Annotated in this window: 20 protein-coding genes; 19 read left to right on the top strand and 1 reads right to left on the bottom strand. The window is 64.0% G+C overall.

What is annotated here, in order from left to right:
• Positions 1-177 precede the first annotated feature (177 nt).
• From WH303_RS10925 to WH303_RS10840, 18 genes are all read left to right on the top strand, one after another.
• Positions 178-4,089, top strand: a complete 3,912-nt coding sequence (locus WH303_RS10925) for an FAD/FMN-binding oxidoreductase (RefSeq protein WP_339518440.1) — start codon at positions 178-180, stop codon at positions 4,087-4,089.
• Positions 4,086-4,559, top strand: a complete 474-nt coding sequence (locus WH303_RS10920) for an HIT family protein (RefSeq protein WP_339518439.1) — start codon at positions 4,086-4,088, stop codon at positions 4,557-4,559. The genes WH303_RS10925 and WH303_RS10920 overlap by 4 nt, the downstream gene beginning before the upstream one ends.
• A gap of 103 nt (positions 4,560-4,662) precedes the next feature.
• A complete protein-coding gene (locus WH303_RS10915; protein ID WP_339518437.1) occupies positions 4,663-5,079 on the top strand; it encodes a DUF971 domain-containing protein in 417 nt (138 codons plus the stop codon).
• Positions 5,080-5,269: 190 nt separating this feature from the next.
• Complete coding sequence (gene ubiE / locus WH303_RS10910) at positions 5,270-6,001, top strand: bifunctional demethylmenaquinone methyltransferase/2-methoxy-6-polyprenyl-1,4-benzoquinol methylase UbiE (protein WP_339518435.1); 732 nt, start codon at positions 5,270-5,272, stop codon at positions 5,999-6,001.
• 147 nt (positions 6,002-6,148) lie between these two features.
• The gene (locus tag WH303_RS10905; RefSeq protein WP_021027837.1) at positions 6,149-7,138 is read left to right on the top strand and encodes a Tim44 domain-containing protein; all 990 of its coding nucleotides are present in this window, start codon (positions 6,149-6,151) and stop codon (positions 7,136-7,138) included.
• Between the two features lie 75 nt (positions 7,139-7,213).
• The gene (locus WH303_RS10900; protein WP_339518432.1) at positions 7,214-7,852 is read left to right on the top strand and encodes a hypothetical protein; all 639 of its coding nucleotides are present in this window, start codon (positions 7,214-7,216) and stop codon (positions 7,850-7,852) included.
• Positions 7,849-9,420, top strand: coding sequence for a ubiquinone biosynthesis regulatory protein kinase UbiB (gene ubiB, locus WH303_RS10895; protein ID WP_021027839.1), 1,572 nt, complete (start codon positions 7,849-7,851; stop codon positions 9,418-9,420). Before WH303_RS10900 ends, ubiB begins: the two co-directional genes overlap by 4 nt.
• A gap of 34 nt (positions 9,421-9,454) precedes the next feature.
• Complete coding sequence (locus tag WH303_RS10890; RefSeq protein ID WP_021027840.1) at positions 9,455-10,936, top strand: sodium:solute symporter family protein; 1,482 nt, start codon at positions 9,455-9,457, stop codon at positions 10,934-10,936.
• Between the two features lie 103 nt (positions 10,937-11,039).
• Positions 11,040-11,336 carry an FmdB family zinc ribbon protein gene (locus tag WH303_RS10885; protein WP_339518429.1) on the top strand — a complete coding sequence of 99 codons (297 nt, stop codon included), beginning with the start codon at positions 11,040-11,042 and terminating at the stop codon, positions 11,334-11,336.
• A 13-nt stretch (positions 11,337-11,349) separates the two neighbouring features.
• The gene (locus WH303_RS10880; protein ID WP_339518478.1) at positions 11,350-11,988 is read left to right on the top strand and encodes a DUF502 domain-containing protein; all 639 of its coding nucleotides are present in this window, start codon (positions 11,350-11,352) and stop codon (positions 11,986-11,988) included.
• A 41-nt stretch (positions 11,989-12,029) separates the two neighbouring features.
• Positions 12,030-13,838, top strand: a complete 1,809-nt coding sequence (gene aspS, locus WH303_RS10875; RefSeq protein WP_116927055.1) for an aspartate--tRNA ligase — start codon at positions 12,030-12,032, stop codon at positions 13,836-13,838.
• 141 nt (positions 13,839-13,979) lie between these two features.
• A complete protein-coding gene (locus WH303_RS10870; protein WP_339518425.1) occupies positions 13,980-14,813 on the top strand; it encodes a CsgG/HfaB family protein in 834 nt (277 codons plus the stop codon).
• Positions 14,814-14,815: 2 nt separating this feature from the next.
• Positions 14,816-15,301: a dihydroneopterin triphosphate diphosphatase gene (nudB, locus tag WH303_RS10865; protein ID WP_339518423.1), complete on the top strand. Its 486-nt coding sequence runs from the start codon at positions 14,816-14,818 to the stop codon at positions 15,299-15,301.
• Positions 15,298-16,053: an endonuclease/exonuclease/phosphatase family protein gene (locus WH303_RS10860; RefSeq protein WP_021027846.1), complete on the top strand. Its 756-nt coding sequence runs from the start codon at positions 15,298-15,300 to the stop codon at positions 16,051-16,053. The genes nudB and WH303_RS10860 overlap by 4 nt, the downstream gene beginning before the upstream one ends.
• Before the next feature lie 416 nt (positions 16,054-16,469).
• Positions 16,470-17,201: a GTP cyclohydrolase I gene (gene folE, locus WH303_RS10855; protein ID WP_021027847.1), complete on the top strand. Its 732-nt coding sequence runs from the start codon at positions 16,470-16,472 to the stop codon at positions 17,199-17,201.
• A gap of 77 nt (positions 17,202-17,278) precedes the next feature.
• Positions 17,279-18,169: a DMT family transporter gene (locus WH303_RS10850; RefSeq protein WP_339518421.1), complete on the top strand. Its 891-nt coding sequence runs from the start codon at positions 17,279-17,281 to the stop codon at positions 18,167-18,169.
• 3 nt (positions 18,170-18,172) lie between these two features.
• Complete coding sequence (locus WH303_RS10845) at positions 18,173-19,030, top strand: DUF429 domain-containing protein (protein ID WP_339518419.1); 858 nt, start codon at positions 18,173-18,175, stop codon at positions 19,028-19,030.
• A gap of 87 nt (positions 19,031-19,117) precedes the next feature.
• On the top strand, positions 19,118-19,777 hold the full coding sequence (locus WH303_RS10840; protein ID WP_339518417.1) for a LysE family translocator: 660 nt from the start codon (positions 19,118-19,120) through the stop codon (positions 19,775-19,777).
• A gap of 41 nt (positions 19,778-19,818) precedes the next feature.
• Here the strand turns inward: WH303_RS10840 and WH303_RS10835 are convergent, their stop codons facing one another.
• Complete coding sequence (locus WH303_RS10835) at positions 19,819-20,211, bottom strand: tautomerase family protein (RefSeq protein WP_339518415.1); 393 nt, start codon at positions 20,209-20,211, stop codon at positions 19,819-19,821.
• 104 nt (positions 20,212-20,315) lie between these two features.
• Here WH303_RS10835 and WH303_RS10830 point away from each other — a divergent pair, with 104 nt between their 5' ends.
• Positions 20,316-21,173 (top strand): LysR substrate-binding domain-containing protein, encoded by an 858-nt coding sequence (locus WH303_RS10830; RefSeq protein WP_339518413.1) that lies wholly within the window; start codon positions 20,316-20,318, stop codon positions 21,171-21,173.
• Positions 21,174-21,176 lie beyond the last annotated feature (3 nt).

Here is a 21,176-nt window from a genome sequence, read left to right as displayed (position 1 = left end):
GACGCAGGCGGGCGCCGGGATGGCTCCAGCGCCGGCAGGGGCCATGCGGCAAAGCCAGACTGCGGCGTACCATGTTTTAAAACGGGCAGCCATGCGTGCAAGCCCGGTGTCATAAAATCGGTGGCCCCACTGCTTACCCATAAAAGGGAGCGCCCGCTCCCGTACAGGTCCCCACACATGAACGCACCGATTGCGCTGGCAAGCTTGCAAGCACAGGTTGACGGGCCCGCCCGTCTCCGCGAGATCCCCTACAACTACACCTCGTTCTCCGACCGCGAAATCGTCATTCGCTTGCTGGGCGCGCAGGCCTGGGATCTGCTCGACCAGCTGCGCCAGGAGCGCAAGACGGGCCGCTCGGCGCGCATGCTCTACGAGGTGATGGGGGATATCTGGGTGGTGCAACGCAACCCCTATCTGCAAGACGACCTGCTGCACAACCCAGGCCGCCGCAAGCAGCTGGTGGAGGCACTGGAGCACCGCCTGGCTGAGGTGCAAAAGCGCCGCGCGCCCGCCGAGGACCCGGCGCGCGATGCGCTGGTGGGGCAGCTGATTGCCGCAGCACAGGTGGCGGTGTCCGAGTTCGACACCACCTTGCAGGAGGCCACCGAGTTGCGCCGCAAGGTGCAGCGCACCTTCAAGCCGCTGACGGCGAAGGACAACGTCAAGTTCGACGGCCTCTCACGTGTGAGCCATGTGACTGATGCGACCGACTGGCGCGTCGAATACCCGTTTGTCGTGCTGACGCCCGACACCGAAGAGGAAATGGCCGTGCTGGTCAAGGCCTGTATCGGCCTGGGGCTGACGATTGTGCCGCGCGGCGGCGGCACCGGCTACACCGGCGGCGCGATTCCGCTGAGCTGGCGCAGTGCCGTCATCAATACCGAAAAGCTCGAGAAGATGTCCGAGGTGGAGATGGTGTCCCTGCCAGGCATCGACCACCTGGTGCCCACCGTCTGGTCGCAGGCCGGTGTCGTGACCCAGCGCGTGGCCGATGCGGCCGAGCGCGGCGGCTTTGTGTTTGCGGTCGATCCGACCTCGATCGAGGCCTCGTGCATCGGCGGCAATATCGCGATGAATGCCGGCGGCAAGAAGGCCGTGCTCTGGGGTACGGCGCTGGACAACCTGGCGAGCTGGCGCATGGTCACGCCCGATGCGCAGTGGCTGGAAGTCACACGCCTGGACCACAACCTGGGCAAGATCCACGACGCCGAGATGGCCAGCTTCGAGCTGAAGTACCTGGAGGCCGACGGCAAGACCCTGGTGCGCACCGAGCGCCTGGACATCCCCGGCTACAAGTTCCGCAAGGAAGGCCTGGGCAAGGATGTGACCGACAAGTTCCTCTCGGGCCTGCCGGGCATCCAGAAAGAGGGCTGCGATGGCCTCATTACCAGCGCGCGCTGGGTGGTGCACCGCATGCCTTCGCACACCCGCACCGTCTGCCTGGAGTTCTTTGGCAATGCCAAGGATGCCGTGCCCTCGATCGTCGAGATCAAGGACTATATGTTTGGCGAGCAAAAGCGCTGCGGCGTTCTGCTGGCCGGGCTCGAGCACCTCGACGACCGCTACCTGAAGGCGGTGGGCTATGCGACCAAGAGCAAGAAGCACGGCGGCCTGCCCAAGATGGTGCTGTTTGGCGACATCGTCGGCGACAACCCCGATGAGGTGGCGCGCGTGACCAGCGAAGTGGTGCGCATCGCCAACTCGCGCAGTGGCGAAGGCTTTATAGCCATCAGCCCCGAGGCGCGCAAGAAATTCTGGCTGGACCGCAAGCGCACCGCCGCCATCAGCCGCCACACTAATGCCTTCAAGATCAACGAAGATGTGGTGATCCCGCTGCCCCGCATGGCCGAGTACACCGATGGCATCGAGCGCATCAACATCGAGCTGTCGCTGAACAACAAGATCAAGCTCTGCGACGCGCTGCACGAATTTTTTGCCAAGGGCAAGCTGCCGCTGGGCAAGCAGGACGATGCCAACGACATCCCGTCCGCCGAGCTGCTGGAAGACCGCGTCGCGCAAGCGCTGGTGCTGGTTACCGAGGTGCGCAACCGCTGGCAGGGCTGGCTCGATGGCGTGGCCGAGCAGTTCCGCCAGCTGCAGGACCATAGCCTGCGCGCCAGCTGGAAGAGCGATCTGCGCGCGCCGCTGGCCGCGATCTTTGGTGGCTCGGCCTATAAGCCGATCATGGACGAGGTGGTGGCCATCCACCAGCGCGTGCTCAAGGGCCGCGTGTTTGTCGCGCTGCACATGCATGCCGGCGACGGCAATGTGCACACCAACCTGCCGGTCAACAGCGATGACTATGAAATGCTGACCACCGCGCATGCCGCCGTGGCCCGCATCATGGCGCTGGCGCGCAGCCTGGACGGCGTGATCTCGGGAGAGCACGGCATCGGCATCACCAAGCTGGAGTTTTTGAGCGACGACGAGCTGCGCCCCTTTGCCGAGTACAAGGCCAAGATCGACCCGCATGGCCACTTCAACAAGGGCAAGCTGCTGCGCCCCGAAGAGCGCCGCCTGCTGCTGGAGCAGACCTATGCGGGCGACAAATCGCGCAAGTCGCTGATGTATGCCGACCTGACCAATGCCTACACGCCATCGTTTGGCCTGATGGGGCATGAGTCGCTGATCATGCAGCAAAGCCATATCGGCGCGATTGCCGACTCGGTCAAGGACTGCCTGCGCTGCGGCAAGTGCAAGCCGGTTTGCGCCACCCATGTGCCGCGCGCCAACCTGCTGTATTCGCCCCGCAACAAGATTCTGGCGACCTCGCTTCTCGTCGAGGCCTTCCTCTACGAAGAGCAGACGCGCCGAGGTGTGTCCATCCGCCACTGGCAGGAGTTCGAGGATGTTTCGGACCACTGCACGGTCTGCCACAAGTGCGCCACGCCTTGCCCGGTCAAGATCGACTTTGGCGATGTGACGATGAATATGCGCAACCTGCTGCGCCAGATGGGCAAGAAGAGCTTCCGTCCGGGCAACAAGGTGGCGATGGCCATGCTCAACGCGACCAATCCGGACACCATCAAGCTGCTGCGCAAGACCATGGTGGGCGTGGGCTTCAAGGCCCAGCGCCTGGCCGTTGATGTGCTCAAGGGCTTTGGCAAACGCCAGACCGCGCACCCGCCCGCCAGCGTGGGCACGGCACCGCTCAAGGAGCAGGTGATCCACTTCGTCAACAAGAAGTTGCCCGGTGGCCTGCCCAAGCAGACGGCGCGCGCGCTGCTCGATATCGAGAACAAGGACTACGTGCCCATCATCCGGGACCCAAAGACCACCACCTCCGAGACCGAGGCGGTGTTCTATTTCCCCGGTTGCGGCTCCGAGCGCCTGTTCAGTCAGGTCGGCCTGGCCACACAGGCCATGCTCTGGCATGCCGGTGTGCAGACCGTGCTGCCGCCGGGCTATCTGTGCTGCGGCTATCCCCAGCGCGGCTCGGGCCAGTTCGACAAGGCCGAGAAGATGATCACCGACAACCGGGTGCTCTTCCACCGCGTCGCCACCACCTTGAACTACCTGGACATCAAGACCGTGGTGGTGAGCTGCGGCACCTGCTACGACCAGCTCCAGGGCTACCAGTTCGACAAGATCTTCCCGGGCTGCCGCATCATCGACATCCATGAGTACCTGCTGGAAAAGGGCGTGACCTTGCAGGGCAAGAGCTCCTACCTGTACCACGACCCCTGCCACACGCCGATGAAGCAGCAGGACCCGATGAAGACCGTCAAGGCCCTGGTGGGTGACAACGTGCTGAAGAGCGAGCGCTGCTGCGGCGAATCGGGAACCTTGGGTGTGACCCGTCCCGATATCTCGACCCAGATCCGCTTTCGCAAGACGGAAGAAATCCGCAAGGGCGAAGCGCAGTTGCGCGAATCCGGCCAGGTCGAAGCCAAGGAGAACGTCAAGATTCTGACCAGCTGCCCGAGCTGCCTGCAGGGCCTCAACCGCTACCAGGACGACCTGCAAAACGGCCTGCTCGAAGCGGACTACATCGTGGTCGAGATGGCGCGCGAGATCCTGGGTGAGAACTGGATGCCCGAGTATGTGCAGCGTGCCAACCACGGTGGCATCGAGCGGGTGCTGGTATGACGGCCACCCACGCCAACGCTAACCCCGACTGCCCGCTGTGCCAGACCGAGGGCGGACGCCTGGTCTGGCAGGGCGCCCGGGGTGGCGCGCTGCTGCGCGTCATCCATGCCGACGAGGCCGGTTTTCCCGCCTTCTACCGCGTGGTCTGGGGCGCGCATGTGGCCGAGCTGTCGGATCTGTCCGAGTCCGAGCGCCAGTGGTGCATGGATGCGGTGATGGCGGTGGAGCTGGCGCTGCGGGCGCTGGAGCCCGCACCGGCCAAGATCAACCTGGCGACCCTGGGCAATATGGTGCCCCATCTGCACTGGCATGTGATTGCGCGCTTCGCGGAGGACAGCCATTTCCCCGCGCCCGTCTGGGCTGCGGCCCAGCGGCCACGCGATGCGCAGCGCGAAGCGGCGCTGGCAGCGCAGCTACCCGCTGCCGAGGCCCGCATGCAGGCAGCGCTGGAGCGCCTGCGTACGGCATAATTGCTATTGTTTTTGATAGCATGGCGCTGGCGCAGAGGGCCCGCCCTGCATTCATCTGGGCTTGGGCCTGCGGGCCGCTTGGCCTGGTTTGCAAAGGATTGACATGGCTGGCTTGAACCAGGATACCCCCACCCCGACCGCACTGACGGTGCATGGCGCAAGCCGCGTGCTGGAAGTGCAATACGCCGATGGCGCGGCCTTTCGCCTGCCGTTCGAGCTGCTGCGCGTGTACTCGCCGTCCGCCGAAGTGCAGGGCCACGGCCCGGGCCAGGAGGTGCTGCAGACCGGCAAGCGCGAGGTGGCGATCGTCGCGGTGGAGCCGGTGGGCAACTATGCCATCAAGCCCGTCTTCTCAGACGGCCATGAAAGCGGCCTCTACAGCTGGCAGTACCTCTACGAGCTGGGCAGCCGCCAGACCGAGCTCTGGCAGGACTACCTGAACCGCCTGCAGGCCGCAGGCGCGGACCGCGACCAGCCCATGCCTGGCAAGGCCGGCAACGCCTGCGGACACCAGCACTGAGCCAGCACTGGCCCTGATCACCGAATGGCCACGCGGTCATTCGGAAAAATTTTGTATTTAAAGCTATTAAACTTATAGCTTTGAGTATTCACCACCATTGGCTTTGGGCGTTTTATGCATTGAACTGCATACCCTCGAATAATTCGGGGTATGGGGGTCGGACGTTACAGAGCTTGCTAGCATTCACACCATGAGTACCACCCACTTTGGATTTGAGACGGTTGACGAGAAGGACAAGGCGCGCAAGGTGCGCGGCGTGTTCGACTCGGTCGCGAGCAAATATGACGTGATGAACGACCTGATGTCCGGTGGCCTGCACCGGGTCTGGAAGCACTACACCGTCATGGTCGCCAACCTTAAGGAAGGCCAGCGCGTGCTGGACATCGCGGGCGGTACCGGTGATCTGTCGCTGGCCTTTGCCAAAAAGGTGGGCCAGAGTGGCCAGGTGGTGCACACCGATATCAACGAAGCCATGCTGCGCGTGGGCCGCGACCGCCTGATCGACAAGGGCCTGAACCTGCCCACCACGGTTTGCGATGCCGAGGCCCTGCCTTTCCCCGACCAGTACTTTGACCTGGTGAGCGTGGCCTTTGGCCTGCGCAACATGACCAACAAGGACCAGGCGCTCAAGGAAATGTGCCGTGTGCTCAAGCCGCGCGGCAAGCTGCTGGTGCTGGAGTTTTCCAAGGTGGCCAAGCCGCTGGAGAAGGCCTACGACTTGTATTCCTTCCAGGTGCTACCACGTATAGGGAAGATGGTGGCGGGCGATGCCGACAGCTACCGCTACCTGGCCGAATCGATTCGCATGCATCCTGGCCAGGCCGAACTCAAGGCCATGATGCAAAGAGCAGGCTTTGGCCATGTGGACTACCACAATATGACGGCAGGGATTACCGCCTTGCATGTCGGGATCAAATGCTGAAAAAGTGAGACGCGATACCGGTCGCAAAGCCAGGCGCCTGCCCAGTGCCCAGCGCAATACAACACAACAGACCGGTGTTGCTGAGAAGTGGGCGTGGATGTAATAGCCGGCGCAAAGGCGTACCGGCCCTAACAAAACGGAGCAAATATGACAAAACTGTGGTCAGTGGTCTTGGTGGTACTGCTGGCATTTGTGCACCTCGATGCCGATGCCAAGCGCATGGGAGGTGGCAAGTCCATGGGCCAGCAGTCCGGCAATGTGACCCAACGGCAGGCGACGCCTGCGCAAGCGCCTGGCAACAATGCCACCGCGCCTGCACAAGCCCAGCGCCCCGCCACCCCGAATGCCGCCCCTGCGGCGCCCAAGAAGCCTTGGGGCGCGATGCTCGGCGGCCTGGCCGCTGGTCTGGGCCTGGCCTGGCTCGCCCACTCGCTGGGCTTTGGTGAAGCTTTTGCCAACATGCTGCTGATCGGCCTGGCCATCATGGCGGTGCTGGCCATTGTCGGCTTTGTGATGCGCCGCAAGGGTGCTGCTGCGGCCCAGCCAGCGCAGTCGCCCTTCGCCTTCCAAGGTGCTGGCAACGCCGCGCCGCAAGCGCCGGTCTCGGCTCCGGTGGCTCCGCAGTACAACCCCGAGAAGGTCGGTAACGACGCCTCGGCCCGCCCCTGGGAGCAGGGCGCTGCGCCTGCCGCCGCCGCTGGTGGCAGCATGATCGGTTCCGGCCTGGCCGGTGCCCAATCCTGGGGTGTGCCAGAAGGTTTTGATACCAATGGCTTCCTGGAGGCCGCCAAGCGCAACTTCGTGACCCTGCAGTCCGCCTGGGACCGCTCGGACATCAACACCCTGCGCTCGATGATGACCGACGACATGCTCGGCGAAGTCAAGGGCCAGCTGCAGGACCGTGAGCAGCACCGCGAAGGCGTGCAGCCCAACCAGACCGATGTGGTGATGCTCGAAGCCCAGCTGCTGGGTATCGAGGATGTCGGCAATGCGTACATGGCCAGCGTCGAGTTCTCGGGCATGATCCGCGAAGAAGCCCATGCAGGCCCCAGCCCCTTCCGCGAAGTCTGGAACATGACCAAGCCCAAGGACGGCACCAGTGGTTGGCTCGTAGCAGGTCTGCAAGCGCTGCAGTAAGCAAACCGTAAAACTCCACCGCTTTGCCTGTTAATGCTGACGACAGGCGGCGGACTTGGGGAATAATTGGGGACTATGGCAACACAGTCCCCTTTTTCTTTTCCGGGCGGCATTTTTGCGCGCATTCTGGAGTCGGCCCAACCCCCGCAGTGGCTGGTGTCGGAGGTGCAGCACCGCGTGGTGCTGTTCCTGAACCACGTGCTGATGCAGGAAAGTGCGGCCATGGAGCGCCTGGTGCGCCAAAGCGGGCGCGTCGTTCAGGTGCAGTGGCGCAGCATTGTGCTGGCGCTCAAGATCACGCCCGCCGGCCTGCTGGACCTGGCAGGCGCCCAGGAAACCCCCGATCTGCGTGTGCAGGTGGTCGATGATTCGCCGCTGGCCTTGGCGCGCGGCGTCATCCAGGGCGAGAAGCCCGCCATCCGCATCGATGGCGATGTGCAGTTTGCCGCCGAGATCCAGTGGCTGGTCGACCATGTGCGCTGGGATGTGGAAGAAGACCTGGCCCGCCTGGTGGGTGACACCCCCGCGCATTGGCTGGCCCAGCTCGGCCAGCGTGTAGCGGCTGCACTGCGCCAGTTCGTCAGCATGGGCGTGCGCACCGCGGATCGCTTTGGCGCCGGCCGCTCCGGCGCGCAGGCCCAGCCGCCTGCACCGCCCACGCCCCCCGGCTACGCTGCGGACAGCGACCCGGCCAGCGAGCGCACTCCGACATGAAGCGCTTTTTTCGCGGCTTCACCATTTTGTGGGTGGTCTGGCGCTATGGCTTGCATGACATGGTGCTGTCGAGCTTCAACCACCCCTGGCTCAAGGGCATCACCCGCGTACTGCGCATAGGCCGCAAATGGACCGAGCCGCGCGGCCAGCGCCTGCGCGAGGCGCTGGAGCAACTGGGCCCGATCTTTGTCAAGTTCGGCCAGGTGCTGTCGACCCGGCGCGATCTGCTGCCCCCCGATATCGCCGAAGAGCTGTCCCTGCTACAGGACCGCGTGCCCTCGTTCGACCCGCGCATTGCAGTGCAGACCATCGAGCGGGCCTTCCGCAAGCCGCTGGCCGAGGTTTTTGTCAGCTTTGACGAAAAGCCCATTGCCAGCGCCTCGATTGCCCAGGTGCACTTTGCCACCATCCGCACCCGTGCGGGTGAGCTGCGCGATGTCGCCGTCAAGGTGCTGCGCCCGGGCATGCTGCCGGTGATCGACAGCGACCTGGCGCTGATGCGCACGATGGCCGAGCTGGTCGAGAAGTTCTCTGCCGACGGCAAGCGCCTCAAGCCGCGCCAGGTGGTGGCCGAGTTCGACACCTACCTGCACGACGAGCTTGACCTGATGCGCGAGGCCTCGAACGCTGCCCAGCTGCGCCGCAACATGGAAGGCCTGGACCTGGTGCTGATCCCCGAGGTGTTCTGGGATTTTTGCCACCAGGAGGTGATGGTGATGGAGCGCATGAATGGCGTGCCCATCAACCAGGTCGATACCCTGCGCGCTGCCGGTGTCGATATCCCCAAGCTCGCCCGCGATGGCGTGACCATCTTCTTCACCCAGGTGTTCCGCGACGGCTTCTTCCATGCGGACATGCACCCCGGCAATATCCAGGTCAGCCTGGAGCCCGAGAGCTTTGGCCGCTATATCTCGCTGGACTTTGGCATTGTCGGCACCTTGACCGAGTTCGACAAAGAGTACCTGGCGCAGAACTTCACCGCGTTTTTCCGCCGCGACTACAAGCGCGTGGCCGAGCTGCACATCGAAAGCGGCTGGGTGCCACCTGACACCCGGGTCGATGAGCTCGAAGCCGCCATCCGCGCGGTCTGCGAGCCGTACTTTGACCGCCCGCTCAAGGAAATTTCGCTGGGCATGGTGCTGATGCGCCTGTTCCAGACCTCGCGGCGCTTCCAGGTCGAGATCCAGCCCCAGCTGGTGCTGCTGCAAAAAACGCTGCTCAACATCGAAGGCCTGGGCCGCCAGCTCGACCCCGACCTGGACCTCTGGAGCACGGCCAAGCCGTTCCTCGAGAAATGGATGCTCGACCAGATGGGCCCCCAGCGCCTGTGGCGCGAGCTCAAATCCCAGGCGCCGCGCTACGCCAAGCTGCTGCCCGACATGCCCCGCCTGGTGCACCAGTACCTGGCGCGCAATGGCGGCGGCGGCCACCACGACGAGACGCTCAAGGAGCTGCTGGTGCAGCAGAAATTGACGAACAAGCTGCTGCAGATCATCATTTGCGGAGGCATTGGTTTTGTCCTGGGGCTGGTGGTGCTGCAAGTGCTCATCCGCATCCGACTTTTTTAAACCCCTAACCCTTACGCTTTGCAGGAGTGACAACGTGCTGCTCTACATGGTGATCGCCTACCTATTTGTAACCATCGGCGTGGGTCTGTGGGCCGCCAAACGGGTCAAGAACACCGCAGATTTCGCCGTTGCCGGCCGCCATCTGCCGCTGTTCATGATCATCACCACGACCTTTGCGACCTGGTTTGGCTCCGAGATCGTGCTGGGTGTGCCGGCCAAGTTCATCGAAGGCGGCCTGCGCAATGTGGTCGAAGACCCGTTTGGCGCCGGCATGTGCCTGATCCTGGTGGGCATGTTCTTTGCGGCCAAGCTCTACCGCATGAACCTGCTGACCATCAGCGACTACTACCGCAAGCGCTACGGCAGCGCAGTCGAGATCATCTGCTCGCTGATCATCATGCTGAGCTACCTGGGCTGGGTCTCCGCCCAGGTCACCGCGCTGGGCCTGGTGTTCAACCTGCTCTCGGGCGGGGCGGTCAGCATCCCCATGGGCATGGTGATCGGCGTGGTGTCCATCCTGGCCTATACCTTGTTTGGCGGCATGTGGTCGGTGGCAGTGACCGATTTTGTGCAGATGATCATCCTGGTGGTCGGCCTCATGGTGCTGGCCTTCTTCGCGTCGGACATGGCCGGCGGCGCCGGCAAGGTGATCGACCTGGCCACCAGCCGCGATCTGTTCCAGTTCTGGCCCGAGCCGAGCTGGCATGACATCGTCTTCTTCTTTGCCGCTGCCATCACCATGATGCTGGGCTCGATCCCGCAGCAGGACGTGTTTCAGCGCGTGATGTCGGCCAACACCGAAAAGTCGGCCGTGCGCGGCACCATCATTGGTGGCTCGGCTTACATCCTGTTCGCCTTTGTGCCTATGTTCCTGGTGGCCAGCGCGCTGATCATCATGCCCGAGGCCACCTCGGCCTTGCTCAAGGACGATCCGCAAAAAGTGCTGCCCACGCTGGTGATGGAGAAGATGCCTTTTGTGATGCAGGTGCTGTTCTTTGGCGCGCTGCTGTCTGCCATCAAGTCCTGCGCATCGGCCACCTTGCTTGCCCCGAGCGTGACCTTTACCGAGAACATCTGGCGCCAGTTCCGCCCCAGGGTGAGCGACCGCGAAAACCTCAAGACCATGCGCATCAGCGTGCTGGTGTTCAGCGCCTGCGTGCTGGCCTATTCGATCCGCATGCAGGGCACCCCCATCTATGAACTGGTCTCGGGCGCCTACCAGGTGCCGCTGGTCGGCGCCTTTGTGCCGCTGGTGATGGGCCTGTACTGGAAGCGCGCCACCACCCAGGGCGCGCTGCTGGCGGTGTTCCTGGGCATCGGCATCTGGCTGGCCGGTTTGAACATGGCCTGGGGCGCTGCCTTCCCGGCCCAGCTCGCTGGTGTGCTGGCCGCCTTCACCGGCATGATTGTCGGCTCGCTGGCGCCGCAAGCCATCCGCAATCAGAAGACGGACGTGCAGGCCTTTGTGGCCGATACCGCGCCCGCCGCCAGCGGCGCAGCAGTGGCGGGGCGCTGAGCGAACGGCGCTGAATGCGGGGCGTAGTGCTAAGCCTACGCCCCGGATCGGTTTTGCAACCCGCCTATAATCAAGAGTTTCCCTCCGTTTTCTTACACGCGCGATGCCTATTTACGCCTACAAGTGCAGTGCCTGCGGCTATGCCAAGGATGTTTTGCAAAAAATATCGGATGCACCGCTGACGGACTGCCCCGAGTGCAAGCAAGCCAGCTTCTCCAAGCAACTGACGGCCCCGGGGTTCCAACTCAAGGGCACGGGCTGGTACGCCACCGACTTCAGTGGCAAGTCGGCTACGGCGGCACCGGCCAGCGCGCCTGCGGCCGACGCGGCTGCGCCCGCAGCGGCAGCAACGCCCGCACCTGCATCTGCACCGGCTGCCAGCGGCGGCTCGGCGGTCTGAGGGCTACGAGGTGATGGCGTCCCTGCGCAAATGGTTGCTGACCGGCTTGCTGGTCATCGTGCCGGGGGTCATCACGGTCTGGGTGCTCAACTGGATCATCGGCACGCTCGACCAGACCTTGCTGATCCTGCCGCAGCACTGGCAGCCCGACGAGGTCCTGGGCTACCATATCCCCGGTTTCGGCGTGGTGCTGACCTTGGCGATCTTGCTGATCGTCGGCGGCATTGCCAGCAATTTTGTCGGCCGCAAGCTGGTGGGCTGGGGCGATGCGCTGGTCAGCCGGATTCCGGTGGTGCGCTCGATCTACTCGAGCGTCAAGCAGGTCTCCGACACCTTGTTTTCCGAAAGCGGCAATGCTTTCCGTACCGCGGTCATGGTGCAGTGGCCCCATCCCGGCATGTGGACCATCGGTTTTGTGACCGGCGCGCCCAGCGGTGAGCTGGACAGCCACCTGCACCAGAGCCCGGACAGTGCCGATACCGCGTTTGTCAGCGTCTATGTGCCCACCACGCCCAACCCCACGGGTGGCTACCTGGTGATGGTGCGCAAGAGCGACTGCATTGAATTGAACATGAGCGTGGATGCTGCGCTTAAATACATCGTCTCGATGGGGGTCGTGGCTGCGCCCGATGTTCCCACGGGGTCTAAATAACTGAGAACTAAGGCACCTTCATCGGTGCAGGAAGATTGGCTATGGCAATGCGTTCCCAATACTGCGGTCAAGTGACCGAAGCCCAGATGGGCGAAACCGTGAGCCTGTGCGGCTGGGTCAATCGCCGCCGTGACCACGGTGGTGTGATTTTCATCGACCTGCGTGACCGCGAAGGCTATGTGCAGGTGGTCTGCGATCCTGACCGCGCCGAGATGTTCAAGGTCGCCGAAGACGTGCGCAATGAGTTCTGCGTGCAGGTCAAGGGCCTCGTGCGTGCCCGTCCTGAAGGCACCACCAATGACTCGATCAAGAGCGGCAAGATCGAAGTGCTGTGCCACGAGCTGACCGTGCTCAACGCCTCGGTGACGCCTCCATTCCAGATCGACGACGAGAACCTGTCGGAGACCGTGCGCCTGACCAACCGCGTGCTGGACCTGCGCCGCCCCACCATGCAGCGCAACATGATGCTGCGCTACAAGACGGCCATCCAGGTGCGCAACTTCCTCGACAAGGAAGGCTTCATCGACATCGAAACGCCGATGCTGGGCAAGAGCACGCCCGAAGGCGCGCGTGATTACCTGGTGCCCAGCCGCGTGCACGACGGCGAATTCTTCGCGCTGCCCCAGTCGCCCCAGCTGTACAAGCAGATGCTGATGGTGGCCGGCTACGACCGCTACTACCAGATCACCAAGTGCTTCCGCGACGAAGACCTGCGCGCTGACCGCCAGCCCGAGTTCACGCAGATCGACTGCGAAACCTCGTTCCTGAACGAAGAAGAGATCCGCGCCATTTTCCAGCGCATGATCAAGGAAGTGTTCCAGACCCAGCTGAATGTGGACCTGGGCGAGTTCCCGATCATGACCTACCAGGATGCGGCCTTCCGCTTTGGTTCGGACAAGCCTGACCTGCGCGTCAAGCTGGAGTTCACCGAGCTGACCGACGTGATGAAGGACGTGGACTTCAAGGTGTTCTCGGGTGCTGCCAACATGAAGGGCGGCCGCGTGGTGGGCCTGCGTGTGCCAGGTGGTGCGCGCGAGCAGGGCGGTCTGTCGCGTGGCGACATCGACGCCTACACCGACTTCGTCAAGATCTATGGCGCCAAGGGCCTGGCCTACATCAAGGTCAACGAGCTGGCCAAGGGCCGTGACGGCCTGCAGTCGCCCATCGTCAAGAACATCCATGACGCCGCGATTGCCGAGATCCTCAAGCGCACCGAAGCGCAAGACGGCGACCTGATCTTCTTTGGCGCCGACAAGGAAAAGATCGTCAACGACGCCATCGGCGCGCTGCGCATCAAGATCGGCCACAGCGCCTTTGGCAAGAGCACCGGCCTGTTTGAAGACCGTTGGGCACCGCTGTGGGTGGTGGACTTCCCGATGTTCGAACACGACGAGGAAAACGACCGCTGGGCCGCCGTGCACCACCCCTTCACGTCGCCCAAGGACGGCCATGAGGACCTGATGGACACCGACCCCGGCAAGTGCATCGCCAAGGCCTACGACATGGTGCTCAACGGTTGGGAACTGGGCGGTGGCTCGGTGCGTATCCACCGTGCCGATGTGCAGTCCAAGGTGTTCACCGCGCTCAAGATCAGCGCCGAAGATGCACGTGCCAAGTTCGGCTACCTGCTGGATGCGCTGCAGTACGGCGCGCCTCCCCACGGTGGCCTGGCCTTCGGTCTGGACCGTCTGATCACCTTGATGACCGGCTCCGAGTCGATCCGCGACGTGATCGCCTTCCCCAAGACCCAGCGCGCCCAGGACCTGCTGACCCAGGCCCCATCGCCTGTGGACGAAAAGCAGCTGCGCGAGTTGCACATCAAGCTGCGCAACCCAGCCGGCGCGCAGTAAGCGGACCGCGCGCTGCATGGGCCTGCCTGATGCACGGCGCCGCCACAAGGCCAAAGCCCTCCAGGCTTTGGCCTTTTTTGTCATTCTGGGGCGCTATGCTCTGGCCTGACTGACAGATTGCAAAGGGTACGCATGCACGCGATGACTGCGACTTCCAACCGAACCGGGCGCTGGGCATGCGCCATGGCCTGGGCCGCCATCGCGCTGGCCTTGGCCGGCTGCGGCGAGAAAAAGACCGAGCTGGGCGAGGGCGGCTCGGAGGTCTCCGGCTCGGCCGGGCCGGCAGGCGGCCAGGGTGCGCATGCCAGCCTGGAGCGCTGCGATGAGCCGATCGCCACGGTGGCCCTGCTGGAGAACCCCCGCGGCTATGTGATGCCCAGCAGCGTCAACCTGCCGCCCAGCCCCGTGCCGCTGGTGCGTTTGCTGATGCAGCAAAGCGGCTGCTTTCGCGTAGTGGACCGGGCCGGTGGCCTGCAGGGCACCATCCGCGAAGGCGAGCTGCAGGATGCCGGCGTGCTGCGCCCTAACGGCACGGTGCAAAAGCGCAAGGGCTATGAGGCCCAGTACACGATGGTGCCCAACCTGACCTTCAGCGAGCAGGATGCCGGCCGGGGCCTGGCGGGCATCATCGCGATGATCCCGGTGCTGCGTGATATCGCGGGCCTGGCCGGTGTGGCCGAGCAGGTCAAGTTCAAGGAGGCGCAGACCGCCTTGTTCCTTACCGACAACGAAACCACCGAGCAGGTCGCCGCCGCCACCGGCTCGGCCCGCGCCACCGACCTGGGCGTGGGCGGCGTGCTGCTGGGCCGCCTGGGCGCCGGCGCCGGCATGGGCTGGAGCAATACCAATGAGGGCAAGGTGATTGCCGCCGCCTTCCTGAACGCCCACAACCTGATGGTGCAGCAGGTGCGGCTGCTGCAGGCCAAGGCCTTGCCGCCGGCCGTGGCCACCCGCAAGCCCGAGGCCCAGCGTTGACGATGCAAGAGACTAGAGGCGCCAGCCTGCCCTACAAGCTGCCCCGCTCGGTGCTGGTCATCATCCACACGGCCGATCTGCAGGTGCTGCTGCTGCGCCGTGTCAGCCAGATGGAGGGCCAGGACTACTGGCAGCCGGTGACCGGCAGCCAGGACAGCGATAGCGAAACCTGGCAGCAGACGGCAATCCGCGAGGTCTTTGAAGAAACCGGCATCGATGCCCAGCAGCCTGGCTGCGTGCTGCGCGACTGGGATTTGGAGAACACCTACCCGATCTACCCGGCCTGGCGCCACCGCTATGCGCCCGATGTCTGCATGAACACCGAGCATGTGTTCAGCCTGCAGGTGCCGTCCTACACCAAGATCGTGCTCAGCCCGAGGGAGCACACCGCCCATGCGTGGCATGATTGGCAAGAGGCAGCACAGCGCTGCTATTCCATATCGAACAGCGAAGCCATTCTCTGGCTGCCGAGGTTCATAGCTTCATGACCGATACTCACGACGATTTACCGATACTGCGGGTGGCCACCTACAACATCCACAAAGGTGTGCAAGGCCTGGGACCCGTGCGCAGGTTGGAGATCCACAACCTGGGGCTGGCGGTCGAGCAGATGGATGCCGACATCATCTGCCTGCAGGAAGTGCGCAAGGACAACCGCAAGGAAGAGAGCTTCTTCAACAACTGGCCCGAGCAGAACCAGGCGGATTTTCTGACCCCGCTGGGCTACACCGCTGCCTACCGCACCAATGCCACGACGCGCTGGGGCGAGCACGGCAACGCCTTGCTCACCCGCTGGCCGATTCTGGAATCGAACCACCGTGATATCTCCGACCACCGCTTTGAGCAGCGCGGGCTCTTGCATGTGGCGATGGCGATTGCCGGCCAGCGCATCCACACCATCGTGGTGCACCTGGGCCTGGTGCATGGCAGCCGCCTGCGCCAGACCGCGCTGATCCATGAGTTCATCAAGGCCCATGTGCCCGATGATGAGCCGGTGATTGTCGCGGGCGACTTCAATGACTGGGGCTTTCAGGTCAAGCGCATGCTGGCCGGTTTTGGCCTGTTCGAGTACGACGAGCAGCCGCTGATGACCTACCCCTCGCGCCTGCCCGTTGTGCAGCTGGACCATGTCTATGCCCGGGGTCTGACGCCCTGCGGCCTGTTTGTGCCCCGGGGCCGCATCTGGTGGCGCATGTCCGACCATCTGCCCTTGATTGCCGAGTTCCGGCTGCGCGACTGAGGCAAAAACCGCTTTTCGGCTTTTGGGCGCCGAATGCTATCGAATCCATAGCTTTTACCCTTTTCTTGCGCTGGCCTAAGAACCTGTTCAAAGTCTCCTCGCGCCGCGACAGTGTCTTTGCGAGATGGGATGCTAGGCGCAATACCGCAGCAATAGCCGCGCTATTGCGAGGATTTGCAACAACGCAGACCGCTCCCTTCCCGGACAGCGCAAAGCCACTGTCCCTACGGGTTGGAGTGAAATCGGGCGATTTCTGCGCGCTGGCCCTTGCTTGCACCCTGGTGCAAGCTGCGTTCCATCCCTTCGAACTCATCCCGATTGCACTCCAACGCGGCTGCGTAGAGACTCTGAACAGGTTCTAAGGGGGAGAAACACCGTATGCTTGCGGGTCTGCAATCGCTGCTACCATCCCCGCTATGTTTACAGAACTATCCGATCCGAATAAAGCACCCGCCAGCGACGAAGGCACGCCGGTGTCCGTCAAGATCCGTGAGCGGATAGTGGCAGCCCAGCAGCGCTTCCATGCCAATGACAACATCTCCGAGTTCATCGAGCCCGGTGAGCTCGAGCAGCTCCTTGACGAAGTCGAGCACAAGATGCAGGGCGTGCTCGACAGCATGGTCATCGACACCAAGGACGACCACAACACCCGCAACACCGCGCGCCGTGTTGCCAAGATGTACCTGACCGAGGTGTTCAAGGGCCGCTATGTGCCCCAGCCCGAGGTGACGGCCTTCCCTAATGCCGAGCACCTGAACGAGCTGATGATCGTCGGCCCGATCACCGTGCGCAGCGCCTGCAGCCACCACCTCTGCCCGGTCATCGGCAAGGTCTGGATCGGCGTACTGCCCAACAAGAACACCAATGTGATCGGCCTGTCCAAATATGCGCGCCTGGTCGACTGGGTGCTGGGCCGCCCCCAGATCCAGGAAGAGGCCATCGTGCAGCTGGCCGATCTGATCATGAAGAAGACCCAGCCCGATGGCCTGGCCGTGGTGTTGGAGGCCTCGCACTTTTGCATGTCCTGGCGCGGTGTGCGCGAGATGGACTCCAAGATGCTCAACTCGGTCATGCGGGGCGAGTTTCTGACCAACCCCAATCTGCGGCGCGAGTTCCTGTCGCTGATTCCGCAGCGCGCAGGCAACTGATCCGCACCCTGACTGTGTGACACCCGGGCCCGACCCGGGTTATTTTTTTCCGTCTCGCTTCCACCGTTCCTCCAGCCATGACGCTCCACGCTTTCACGCTCATCATCGCGGCCGGCATCATCCACGCTTTCTGGAACATCGTCGCCAAGAAAGCCGGGGGTGACGCCCGCTTCTCGCTGTTCACCTCGGTGCTCAATGCGCTGGTGTGGCTGCCGGTGGGCTGGTGGGTGGGCAAGGATGTGGTGCCCCAGTGGGGCCTGACCGAATGGGCCTTTGTCTCGGCCAGCGCCTTGCTGCATATCTTTTACTTTGTCACCTTGCTACGCGGCTACCGGGTGGCCGATCTCACCGTGGTCTACCCGCTGGCACGCGGCAGCGGGCCGCTGCTCTCGTCGATGGTGGCGGTGCTGTTTCTGGGCGAGCATCTGTCGAGCCTCGGCGCGGTGGGCATCGCGGCCGTGGTGGCGGGCGTATTTTTGATTGCTGGCGGCCCGGCCATGCTGCGTGCCGCCACCCGGCCGGGCCCCGGAGAGGCCCGCGATCGCACCATCAAGGGCCTGTACTACGGGCTGCTCACGGGCCTGTTCATTGCCGCCTATACGGTGGTGGACAGCTATGCCGTCAAGGTGATGCTGCTCTCGCCCATCCTGCTCGACTACATGGGCAACCTGGTGCGCGTGGTGATGCTGGCGCCGCTGGGCATGATGAACTGGGCTGAGACCCGGCGTCTGTGGCTGCAGCAATGGCGCTTTGCGCTGGTCGTCGCCATCTTCAGCCCCATGGCCTATGTGCTGGTGCTGTATGCGGTGCAGACTGCGCCGATCTCGCATGTGGCGCCTGCGCGCGAGGTCTCGATGCTGTTTGCCGCGCTGATTGGCGGCAAGCTGCTGGGCGAGGGCGACCGCCTGCTGCGCATTGCCGGCGCGTTGCTGATCGGCGTGGGCGTGGTCGCGCTGGGATTGGGCTGAGCGATGCCAGGCGCTGCGCTGCCACCGGTGCTGGGCTGCGATTTCAGCAGCAGCCCCAGCCGGCGCAAACCCGTGGTCGTGGCCTGGGGACAACTGGATACCGAGGTGGGCACGGTGGCGCTGCAGGGCTTTGAGCGCTTTGCCAGCTTGGCGCAGTGGCAGGATTTTTTGCAGCAGCAGCCGGCCTGGGTCGGCGGCTTTGACCTGCCGTTTGCGCTGCCGCGCGAGCTGATCACGCAACTGGGCTGGCCCCGCGATTGGCAGGCCTGCATGCAGCACTATGCTGGCCTGGAGCGCAGCGAGATCCGCACCCTGTTCAAAGCCTTTTGCGATGCCCGGCCCGCCGGCGGCAAGTTTGCCCACCGCGCCACCGATGGGCCCGCAGGCTCCAGCCCGTCGATGAAATGGGTCAACCCGCCTGTCGCCTGGATGCTGCATGCGGGCCTGCCCCGGCTGCTGGATGTGGGCGCGGATTTTCCGGGCCTGCTGCGCCGAGAAAGTAAGCGCGTCGCGCTGGAGGCCTACCCCGGCATGCTGGTGCGCGAGTTGATTGGCCGGCGCAGCTACAAAAGCGATGACCGCCAGCGCCAGACGCCCGAGCGTGCCCAGGCCAGGGCAGAGTTGCTGGAGGCCTTGCTGCATGGCCAGCACCATTTGGGGCTGCGCCTGCTGGCCGATGCTGCGCAGCTGCAGACCATGGCAGCCGATGCCAGTGGCGACCACCTCGATGCCGCCATTTGCATGTTGCAGGCCGGCTGGGCGCTGGCCCAGCATGCGGCGGGCCATGCGCTGTATGGCTTGCCGCCCGGCATTGACCCGCTGGAAGGCTGGATCGTCACTGCGCCGCTGTCACGCCCGTAAGCGCTGGCAGATCTGGTCGGCTGGGCCGCAGGCCATAATGTGCCGGTTCTTCGCCGCTGGTCTGCGGCGCTTCCCCGAGACATTCCTATGCCTACCTTTCAATCCCTGCTGGCCTTTTTTGGTGTTGCCGTGTTGCTGGCGCTGTCGCCCGGGCCGGACAACCTGTTTGTGCTGATGCAGTCGATCCAGCGCGGCTGGCGCGTGGGCATTGCCGTGGTGGTGGGCCTGTGCCTGGGTGTGGTAGTGCATACCACGGCGGTGGCGCTGGGGCTGGCAGCGGTGTTTGCGGCGTCCAGCATGGCATTCACGCTGCTCAAGTGGTGTGGTGCGGCCTACCTGGCCTACCTCGCCTGGGGCGCCTGGCGGGCACCGGTGGCTGCAGATGCATCGGCTGGCGGAGCGGCTGCCAGCGGAAACGGTCGAGCGGACATCGCGGGCAAGGACCTGCTGGTGATGGTGCGCCGTGGCGTGGTGATGAACCTCACCAACCCCAAGGTGCTGATCTTCTTCCTGGCCTTTTTGCCGCAGTTTGCCGACCCCGCCATCGGCCCGGTCGGCCCGCAGATCTTTGTCTTTGGCGCCGTGTTCATCCTGGCGGCCTTCCTGGTGTTTGGCGCCATTGCGCTGTTCTCCGGCGCCTTTGGCAACCTGCTGCTGCGCTCGCCGCGTGCGCAGTTCTGGCTCAACAAGATCACCGCCGTGGTGTTTGTCGGCCTGGCAGTCAAGCTGGCCACCGCGCAGCGCTGAGGCGCTGTAAAGTCCCCGGCTGCTGCGCTGGGCGGGATGGGTTAACCGTGGTGGTAGCGGTATTCCTGCGTCTTGCCACCATAGCCATAGGCGGCGGCGCGGGCATCGATCAGATGCACATAGGACACCGGATGGAGCTTGGGCATCAGGCCGGCCATCGTGTCGTAGACCGCTTGCAGGTAGCGCGCCTTTTCGGCCTTGGTATTGGTCTCGTCGGTGATGCTGATATCGAGCTGAAAGGCCGACTGTCCCAGCTCCTCCAGCGTCTGGCCGGCAATCCACCAGTCCTGCGCAGCGACCTGGGTGAAGGCGATGGCAATCACCTCGGGGCGCTTGCCCAGAATGTCTTGGGTGAGTTGGGCGATGGCCTGGCTGATCTGTTGCTGGCGCTCGGCATGGCGGGAGCCGGAGAGTTGGATGGCGATATGGGGCATGAAAGGCTCCTGGGGTGGTTGATGGGTCTATTGTGCGAGCCCTCTATGCATTTGAAAAACGGGAAGATATGATGGAATCCATCTGTTAAACCGTTGGATAGAACATGGCCCATCTGGACCTCGCCCAGCTCCGCACCCTGATCGCCGTGGTCGAGGCCGGCAGCCTGACGGCCGCAGCGCCACAGCTGTTTCTGTCGCAGTCGGCAGTGAGCGAGCAGATCAAGAAGCTGGAGGAATGCATTGGCAAGCCGCTGCTGCTGCGCAGCAAGACTGGCGTGCTGCCCACGGCGGCGGGCAGCCAGCTGCTGGGCCATGCGCGGGCGCTGGTGGGCATGGCCGACCATGCCTTGCGCGACATGCGCGGCCTGGCGCTGCAAGGGGCGCTCAAGCTGGCGGTCACCGATTACTTCAAACCCGATGCGCTGGCGCGCATGCTCAAGGCCCTGGCTGAATGCCACCCTGCCGTGCGGCTGGAGGTCAGCGTGCTGCGCAGCGCCGAGGTAGAGGCCGCCTATGCCCAGGGCCAGTGCGATCTGGGTGTGGTGATGGCGCTGCCCCCTTTCAAACAGCGCCTGCAGTTGCTGGGGCCCGAAGAGCCGCTGGTCTGGGCCCGTGCCCGCCAATGGGCCGCCGAGCCCGGCCAGCCGCTGCCCTTGCTGGTGCTGCCCGACAGCTGCGCGCTGCGCCACTATGCCGAGACGCGCTTGCGCCAGCAGGGCCTGGACTATGTGGTGGCCCACCAGGCCTCGGGCGTCGCCGGTCTGCAGTCGGCCATTGCGGCGGGTCTGGGCGTGGCATGCATCAATGCAGCGGTGCTGACCGAGGCGATGGCGCCTGTGCTGCCCGGCGCGGGCTTGCCGCGCCTGAGCCGCGTGCGCTTTGGCCTGCTGCCGGTGCAGGGGGCTGAGCCGGCCCTGGTGCAGCAGGTGCGGGCCTTGCTGCAATCGGATTGGGTGGCCTGACTG

The organism is Comamonas sp. MYb69, from assembly GCF_037479315.1.
In the GTDB taxonomy this organism is placed as follows: domain Bacteria; phylum Pseudomonadota; class Gammaproteobacteria; order Burkholderiales; family Burkholderiaceae_C; genus Comamonas.
This window is presented reverse-complemented; position numbering and strand designations above follow the sequence as displayed.

Excerpts from the sequence above, each read along its gene's own strand:
- WH303_RS10925 (WP_339518440.1), top strand. The coding sequence starts at position 178 with ATGAACGCACCGATTGCGCTGGCAAGCTTGCAAGCACAGGTTGACGGG.
- WH303_RS10920 (WP_339518439.1), top strand. The coding sequence starts at position 4,086 with ATGACGGCCACCCACGCCAACGCTAACCCCGACTGCCCGCTGTGCCAG.
- WH303_RS10915 (WP_339518437.1), top strand. The coding sequence starts at position 4,663 with ATGGCTGGCTTGAACCAGGATACCCCCACCCCGACCGCACTGACGGTG.
- ubiE (WP_339518435.1), top strand. The coding sequence starts at position 5,270 with ATGAGTACCACCCACTTTGGATTTGAGACGGTTGACGAGAAGGACAAG.
- WH303_RS10905 (WP_021027837.1), top strand. The coding sequence starts at position 6,149 with ATGACAAAACTGTGGTCAGTGGTCTTGGTGGTACTGCTGGCATTTGTG.
- WH303_RS10900 (WP_339518432.1), top strand. The coding sequence starts at position 7,214 with ATGGCAACACAGTCCCCTTTTTCTTTTCCGGGCGGCATTTTTGCGCGC.
- ubiB (WP_021027839.1), top strand. The coding sequence starts at position 7,849 with ATGAAGCGCTTTTTTCGCGGCTTCACCATTTTGTGGGTGGTCTGGCGC.
- WH303_RS10885 (WP_339518429.1), top strand. The coding sequence starts at position 11,040 with ATGCCTATTTACGCCTACAAGTGCAGTGCCTGCGGCTATGCCAAGGAT.
- WH303_RS10880 (WP_339518478.1), top strand. The coding sequence starts at position 11,350 with ATGGCGTCCCTGCGCAAATGGTTGCTGACCGGCTTGCTGGTCATCGTG.
- aspS (WP_116927055.1), top strand. The coding sequence starts at position 12,030 with ATGGCAATGCGTTCCCAATACTGCGGTCAAGTGACCGAAGCCCAGATG.
- WH303_RS10870 (WP_339518425.1), top strand. The coding sequence starts at position 13,980 with ATGACTGCGACTTCCAACCGAACCGGGCGCTGGGCATGCGCCATGGCC.
- nudB (WP_339518423.1), top strand. The coding sequence starts at position 14,816 with ATGCAAGAGACTAGAGGCGCCAGCCTGCCCTACAAGCTGCCCCGCTCG.
- WH303_RS10860 (WP_021027846.1), top strand. The coding sequence starts at position 15,298 with ATGACCGATACTCACGACGATTTACCGATACTGCGGGTGGCCACCTAC.
- folE (WP_021027847.1), top strand. The coding sequence starts at position 16,470 with ATGTTTACAGAACTATCCGATCCGAATAAAGCACCCGCCAGCGACGAA.
- WH303_RS10850 (WP_339518421.1), top strand. The coding sequence starts at position 17,279 with ATGACGCTCCACGCTTTCACGCTCATCATCGCGGCCGGCATCATCCAC.
- WH303_RS10845 (WP_339518419.1), top strand. The coding sequence starts at position 18,173 with ATGCCAGGCGCTGCGCTGCCACCGGTGCTGGGCTGCGATTTCAGCAGC.
- WH303_RS10840 (WP_339518417.1), top strand. The coding sequence starts at position 19,118 with ATGCCTACCTTTCAATCCCTGCTGGCCTTTTTTGGTGTTGCCGTGTTG.
- WH303_RS10835 (WP_339518415.1), bottom strand. The coding sequence starts at position 20,211 with ATGCCCCATATCGCCATCCAACTCTCCGGCTCCCGCCATGCCGAGCGC.
- WH303_RS10830 (WP_339518413.1), top strand. The coding sequence starts at position 20,316 with ATGGCCCATCTGGACCTCGCCCAGCTCCGCACCCTGATCGCCGTGGTC.